Source organism: Acinetobacter sp. YH12201 (assembly GCF_013418145.1).
GTDB lineage: Bacteria > Pseudomonadota > Gammaproteobacteria > Pseudomonadales > Moraxellaceae > Acinetobacter.
Genome location: NZ_VPCP01000112.1, coordinates 1 through 7,191, shown reverse-complemented (window position 1 = coordinate 7,191; position 7,191 = coordinate 1). Strand labels below are relative to the sequence as shown.

Here is a 7,191-nt window from a genome sequence, read left to right as displayed (position 1 = left end):
AAATGGCTATTCTACGTTTGATTGGTTTTGGAAAAAAAGAAGAATTTAAGAAAGTGCTAGCAATTTTAAGAAAGAAAAAGCCTGATAGGACAAGGATCCTATGAAATTTGTCGTGTACAGAGGAAAATTAATAATAAGAAAGCAGTGCTTTCAATATATTCATATTTTAAAATTTATAAAAGTATTTATCTCCTTGTAGATAATGCGGGTCTCACAGATAAAGAAAAAAATTTATACATGAACGTCTTGAAAGGATTGATATCAACATCTGAGCAAATGCTACTTTTTTTTATAGCTCCATTGTATCCCGATCTTTTGGAAGATTTTAGAGGGAGAGAAATATTTAACAATTTTAAAATTAATAATGTATCGCAGTATGTTGATCAGTTTTATGATGCATCATACTTTAATTTAGAGTCTTAAAGTTTTTGATGACAATAAAAAACCGGCGCCTAAACGCCGGTTTTTTACATCACTAACTTTCGTCAGTTCTGGAAAAGCTTAGATTGAAGCAAGTGCAGCATTAAAGGTAGCACTTGGACGCATTACTGCATTTACTTTCTCTTGATCAAGAGCGAAGTAACCACCGATATCTACAGCCTTACCTTGTACTTCTGCAAGTTCAGCAACGATTTTCTCTTCGTTTTCGGCAAGTGCTTTCGCAAGAGGAGCAAACTTCGCTTTAAGCTCAGCATCTTCGTCTTGTGTAGCAAGCTCTTCAGCCCAGAATTTAGCCAGGTAGAAGTGACTACCACGGTTATCTAGCTCGCCAGTACGACGTGATGGAGACTTGTCATTGTCAAGCAATTTACCAGTCGCAGCATCAAGTGTCTTCGCAAGAAGTTTCGCACGAGCGTTGTCTTCTTTAATGCCCATTTCTTCTAATGACACTGCAAGTGCCAAGAACTCACCTAAAGAATCCCAACGCAAGTGGTTTTCTTCTACAAGTTGTTGTACGTGTTTAGGTGCAGAACCACCAGCACCAGTTTCGTACATGCCACCACCGGCCATTAACGGTACGATAGACAACATTTTTGCAGAAGTACCCAGTTCCATGATTGGGAACAAGTCTGTGAGGTAGTCACGAAGAATGTTACCTGTTACAGAAATGGTATCCAGACCGCGAGCAACACGTTCAAGCGTATAACGCATTGCACGAACTTGAGACATGATGTGAATGTCTAAACCAGTTGTGTCGTGATCTTTCAAGTATTTTTGTACTTTCTTGATTAGTTCATTTTCATGTGGACGGTACGGGTCAAGCCAGAAGATCGCAGGCATGCCAGAGTTACGTGCACGAGTTACTGCAAGTTTCACCCAGTCACGGATCGGAGCATCTTTCACCTGACACATACGCCAGATATCGCCTTCTTCCACGTTTTGTGACATCAACACTTCACCTGTTTCAAGGTCAGTGATGTTCGCAATACCTGCTTCAGGAATTTCGAATGTCTTGTCGTGTGAACCGTATTCTTCAGCTTTTTGTGCCATCAAACCAACGTTTGGCACAGTACCCATGGTACGTGGGTCGAAGTTACCATTCCATTTACAGAAATTGATCATTTCCTGGTAAATACGTGCGAATGTAGATTCAGGCATGACTGCTTTAGCATCATACTGTTTACCATCAGCACCCCACATTTTACCACCGGCACGGATCATTGCAGGCATAGAAGCATCTACAATGATGTCGTTAGGAGAATGGAAGTTGGTGATGCCTTTAGCTGAGTCAACCATCGCCAGTGCTGGGCGGTGTTCTTGACACGCGTGCAGGTCACGGATGATTTCGTCACGCTGTGACTCTGGTAAGGTTGCAATCTTTTCGTAAAGATTAGCCATACCGTTGTTTACGTTAATGCCTAATTCGTCGAACAGTTTACCGTGTTTTTCAAATGCATCTTTGTAGTAAATTTTCACACAGTGACCGAATACAATCGGGTGTGAAACTTTCATCATGGTTGCTTTAACGTGTAAAGAGAACAAAATGCCTGCTTCACGGCAATCTTCAAGTTCTTTTTCATAGAAATCGCAAAGCGCTTTCTTGCTCATGAACATTGAGTCAATAATTTCACCATCAAGCAAAGCAAGTTTCGGCTTGAGAACAATGCTTTCACCAGACTTGGTGATGAGTTCCATTTTTACATTGCGTGCACGGTCAAGTGTCATTGATTTTTCACCGTGGTAGAAGTCGCCTTCATCCATGTGTGAAACGTGAGTTTGTGACCATTGTTTCCACTCGCTCATTGAGTGCGGGTGTTTTTTCGCATAATTTTTTACAGCAGTCGGCGCGCGACGGTCAGAGTTACCTTCACGCAGAACCGGGTTTACAGCAGAACCGAGGCATTTGCTGTAACGTGTTTTAATTGCTTTTTCTTCCTCAGTCACCGGGTTTTCCGGATAGTCAGGAAGAGCGTAGCCTTTCGATTGAAGTTCCTTGATACAAGCTATCAACTGGCCAACTGACGCACTAATATTTGGGAGTTTAATGATATTAGTGTCTGGGTCTTGTGTGAGATTGCCAAGCTCTGCCAGGGTATTCGGTACTTTTTGCTCATCGCTGAGGAAGTCCGTAAATTCTGCAAGCACACGTACGGCTACAGAGATGTCTTTTTTAACAATCTCTACACCAGCTGGCTTGGTAAAGGTTTCAATGATCGGCAGCAGGGAGTAGGTCGCCAATAGTGGCGCCTCGTCGGTCAATGTGTAAATGATTTTTGACTTTCCACCAGCCATATATAGCCCCTTGCTTTAGATTGAGTTTGTCAGTACCGAGCTTTTGGCTCAGTTCTGCGAACCGGTTTGCTTAAATAAAACATTAAAAGTATTGGCGCTTATTTGCACCTCAGCCGAACAGCAATATCTTGCATATTGGTCTTTGGCTGAAAATTTGTATACATCAGTGTTGTTCACCAATCCCCCTATTCTACGTGAAATTTAGTTATTTTTCGAATCGGGGTGAGGCTTCCGGTCTCTCATGTGGCAACTCCCCGTATTTGGTCATATAAGTAGAGAATCTTGCTTAATAAGTTATATAATTTATTATTATCAATAACTTATTTGTATGAATACCTCCTGCATAAAAAAAAACCGGCGAGCGATTTTTTGCCGATTTATAAACTAATTACTTAGGACATGTTGGGTATCATGGAAATAAATTATCTAGCGGGGAAGAAGAGGTAAATTTTTCTTAGATTGATTGGACAATTATTTGGGGGAGATAAGCATTTATTATTGTTATTCATGACTGCGCTGAAAAGTGTGCTGGCAACAATCATAATCATTACTGTCATCGAAAATGGGTTGCAGATCTGATGTAAAAGAAGAAGTTAAATAAATGAATAGCTGTTCTGAGCAGCAGTATTTGAACAGGACAGTCCTAGAGAAACAGGAAATGCGTTAAGAGGGAGACTCAAAAAAACAGCAAGGCTAAAAAAGATGATTTTTCAATTTTTGCGCAAGAAATATGGCAATTTGCTCTACGATGATTTCTGTAACATAGAGTATGCCTGAACAATTGAATGATGAGCTGATCAATTGTGCCGTGTTTAACAAATGGATGATGAGCTAAACACTTAATCATCGGACTGTCCCGATGAAAACTGGAAACCATGCTATTGTAGTCAAATGTTGATTAAGGATAGCTTTAGATTTTCGCTTCGAGTCCGACCCTCGGGATATATATTCAAACAATATAAGTGATTAATAATAGATTGGTTTTTTATTGTTTGAATAGAATTGCGGTATGCTTTTGATGCCAAGGTGAAAACTAGAGTCAATATTGGGTATAAATTGTCACTGTTTGTCTTTATTCATTGTCTTCAATATGAAACTTTGTTAATAAGATGAAACATGATAATTATTTCTTTAAAACAACAAATAATAGTGATTGGATGAATCAAATATGAAAATGCAGTTGCTTGAAATAGGCTCGGAAACTGAGCAGCTTAGTGCATGTAAAATCTCACTATTGTTAGGCGTTTTTACAGCAACGAATCAGCTTGAGCGTTTTTTAAGGTTTTCCCGCAACATGCTTGGTGCTGAACAGGCGGTACTGGCTTTTCATCATGAGCCTTATATCTGGTATTCCTCCAAGCATGGTTTTAAGGCCTTTTGCTCGCCTGATGAAACCGGTTTAAGCCATTATTTTGAAGGGCGTAATTTCATTGATCATCAGCATAGCCAATATCCGAATCTGGTGCAGCATATGAGTCAATTCGGCGTAGAGGCCAAGCGTTATCTGGCTTTTGATTTGCGTTTAAGTAACGGTACTTCAATTGGTCAGGCGCTTTTTTTTGATCAGCAGAAAAAACCGTTTCATCCTGAAAGTATTACCAATGTCAGTGACTTGACCAACAGTCTGATCCATATGATTGAACTGAAGGCAGATCATGCTGAACTGAAGGAAATGTATGAGCAGCAAGCGGCGCTCAATTTCAGTAAAACCAAGTTTTTCCAGATTATTGCCCATGACCTGAGAGCCCCATTTCATGGTTTGCTCGGCTTTTCAGAAGTGCTGGCGCAAGAGCGTGAAACACTGGATGAATCCAGCATACAGAATATTGCTGAATATTTGTATGATACGGCACAATCGACTTATAACCTGCTGGAAAGCCTGCTGAACTGGGCAATGGCTGAAGGCGGACGTTTCATTTATCATCCCATTAATTTTGAATTAAAACAGTCAAGCAAGATTGTTTGTGACGTATTACATAGTTTGGCGGTAAAGAAAAATATTCAGTTAATTGACCAGATTGAGGAAGGCATCAAGGTCTATGCCGATATCAACATGATTACTTCAGTGATACAGAACCTAGTTTCGAATGCTTTGAAATTCACCCCGACCGATGGTACGGGGCGCGTCATCATTCATGCAAATGAGTCCGAAACAGGGGTGCATATTTATGTACGGGATACCGGTCTGGGGATGAGTCGGGCGCAAATGGATCAGCTGTTCCAGCAGTCGGTTACGGTCAGTATTAAAGGGACTGCAGGAGAAAAAGGTACCGGTCTGGGCCTGGTCTTGTGTAAGCGTTTTATTGATTTGAACCATGGGCAAATTTTTGTAGATTCTACAGAAGGTGAAGGCACGACATTTAACGTGATTTTACCGGCAGCTACCAGTGCCCATCAGGCTTTAGCCCAGGAACAGCCTAAAATTGAAAAAGTAAAAGTTTGACATACTCCCTCCACTTTCGACTAGCTCCTTGCGAAACTCGTTTCTCAGGGATTCTAAAAGCAAAAGCTCTTAGGTGACTTCCTCACGGATTTCACTTGCTTTCTGCTTCACAGGGCGACCTTTACCGCATCCACCCTCCACAGACAAAACGGTATGTCCTACCGCCAAAATGTTACGAGAAGCATTAATATCCGCATTCTCGCTAAAGCCACACTCGACACAATTAAAGTTTGCCTGAGTGAGCCTGTTTTCTTTTGCAACGTGACCACATGAGCTACAAGTCTGACTTGTATATCTAGGATCAACTTTAACGAGTAAACCACCTCGCCATTGTTGCTTGTAATCCAACATATCGACAAGCATCGACCAACCTTGATCCAGGATTGACTTGTTCAAGCCTGACTTAACTTTTACATTCGTTCCTTTGTTCTCGATTGTACCTTTTGCTGACTTCGACATATTGGCTACTTTTAAGTCCTCAACGACGATCATTGCGTGGTTTTTGCTGAGCGTTGTCGTGACTTTATGCAAGTAGTCATGCCGAATATTGGCAATATGATGGTGTAATTTATTGATCTTTAAGTTTAGTTTTTTCCAATTTTGACTAAACTTGGTTTTCTTTCTCAACTTGCGTTGAAGCCTAGCCAACCTTACTTGATTGGCTTTAAAACTATTGATTGGTTTAAATACATCACCATTGGATGTTGTAAGTAACTTTTTAACGCCTAAATCAATGCCAATCGCTGATTTTGATGGATGGATTGGTGCTTCTATTGTACTTTCAACACCAAAAGATATGTACCACTTACCAACATGCTTTGAGATTGTGACATTTTTGATTGTGCCAAGAATATCTTGTGATTTTCTGAATTTCACAACACCAATATCATTGGGTAACTTAACTTGATTACCTTTGACCCAACAATATCTATCAAATTGAACAATACGAATTGAATCATAACCATCAGATTTCTTTTTGAATCGCGGCATAAGTGGTCTAAGTTGAAGCTCAGTATCATCGGTCAACTTAAAGAATCTTGGTTTTTTGGCTTTAAATGGTTTTTGCTTTAATTTGGCTTGTTCTTTTGGGTTGAAAAACCTAGCCCAAGCATCACCAAGATCACGAACTTTTTGTTGAAGTGAAACGCCATTTGAGCTCTGTTCTAAAAAAGCACATTCAGGTTTTTTTCTGAGATCGGGTATTTTCTTAACCAGGTTATCCTTGGTGATGCGTTCATTCTTGGCAAGCATTTCAAATGAAATGGCTAAAACCTGATTCCAAACAAAACGTGCAGAGCCAAGCAACTTGTTTAAAACAAGCTCCTGTTCCAGATTAGGCTAAAGCCTAAATTTGTATGCTTTGTTGATTTTCATCAATGAGTGTGCATGTAGTAATATATGTATAACACTATCACCAAATAAACACCCGATCAATGACAGAAATATATAAAAACCGCAATTCAGTCTTTAATTTACACGTACACTTGGTATTTATTACAAAGTACAGGAAGAAAATTTTAGGTGAGTTACACCATAAATATTTTATTGAGTGTGTATCTGAGATATGTAAAGAATTTGATGCAGAATTAAAAGAGTGTAATGGTGAAGCAGATCATGTTCACATGCTTATTCAGTACCCACCGACAGTTCAACTCAGTAAATTAGTTAATAATTTAAAATCCGTAACAAGCAGAAAAATGAGGAATGAATTTTTAGATTTACGTGGTAGCTATGCCAAGCCTGTTTTATGGTCACGATCTTACTTTGCAGGGTCGTGTGGTGGTGCGCCTTTGGATATTATTAAAAAGTACATTCAAAACCAACAAGGTTAAAATCTGTGAAATTCACCTCTACCCTGACTGTCGGGTGGAGGTGAATTTCACTTTAATAGGACTTACGCACTATTATTTATAGATTCTCTGTGGTAGCAGATGATTTTTATCGAGAATAAAGTCATCAATGAAGTTTTTGATCATTGGTCTAAATAATTTCTTCTGCCAACGATATACATTTTC

5 protein-coding genes and 1 pseudogene are annotated in these 7,191 nt (G+C 39.6%); 3 read left to right on the top strand and 3 right to left on the bottom strand.

Annotated features, from left to right (window positions below; all coding sequences use genetic code 11):
- The first annotated feature begins 144 nt into the window (after positions 1-144).
- Complete coding sequence (locus tag FTU91_RS16835) at positions 145-423, top strand: putative phage abortive infection protein (RefSeq protein ID WP_180082752.1); 279 nt, start codon at positions 145-147, stop codon at positions 421-423.
- A gap of 78 nt (positions 424-501) precedes the next feature.
- Here the strand turns inward: FTU91_RS16835 and FTU91_RS15020 are convergent, their stop codons facing one another.
- Complete coding sequence (locus FTU91_RS15020) at positions 502-2,733, bottom strand: NADP-dependent isocitrate dehydrogenase (protein WP_180082751.1); 2,232 nt, start codon at positions 2,731-2,733, stop codon at positions 502-504.
- A gap of 1,168 nt (positions 2,734-3,901) precedes the next feature.
- Between FTU91_RS15020 and FTU91_RS15015 the strand changes: the two genes are divergently transcribed.
- Positions 3,902-5,176, top strand: a complete 1,275-nt coding sequence (locus FTU91_RS15015; RefSeq protein WP_180082750.1) for a sensor histidine kinase KdpD — start codon at positions 3,902-3,904, stop codon at positions 5,174-5,176.
- Between the two features lie 69 nt (positions 5,177-5,245).
- On the opposite strand, the gene FTU91_RS15010 is transcribed toward FTU91_RS15015, so the two are convergent.
- Positions 5,246-6,508 carry a transposase gene (locus tag FTU91_RS15010; protein ID WP_257221758.1) on the bottom strand — a complete coding sequence of 421 codons (1,263 nt, stop codon included), beginning with the start codon at positions 6,506-6,508 and terminating at the stop codon, positions 5,246-5,248.
- Between the two features lie 101 nt (positions 6,509-6,609).
- Here FTU91_RS15010 and tnpA point away from each other — a divergent pair, with 101 nt between their 5' ends.
- Entirely contained in the window at positions 6,610-7,008 is a 399-nt protein-coding gene (gene tnpA, locus FTU91_RS15005; protein WP_180082749.1) for an IS200/IS605 family transposase, read from the top strand.
- Between the two features lie 72 nt (positions 7,009-7,080).
- Here the strand turns inward: tnpA and FTU91_RS15000 are convergent.
- Positions 7,081-7,191: pseudogene (locus FTU91_RS15000) on the bottom strand (IS701 family transposase); the annotation flags it as partial.

Coding starts and splice junctions, on each gene's coding strand:
- FTU91_RS15015 (WP_180082750.1), top strand. CDS start 3,902: ATGAAAATGCAGTTGCTTGAAATAGGCTCGGAAACTGAGCAGCTTAGT.
- tnpA (WP_180082749.1), top strand. CDS start 6,610: ATGACAGAAATATATAAAAACCGCAATTCAGTCTTTAATTTACACGTA.
- FTU91_RS15020 (WP_180082751.1), bottom strand. CDS start 2,733: ATGGCTGGTGGAAAGTCAAAAATCATTTACACATTGACCGACGAGGCG.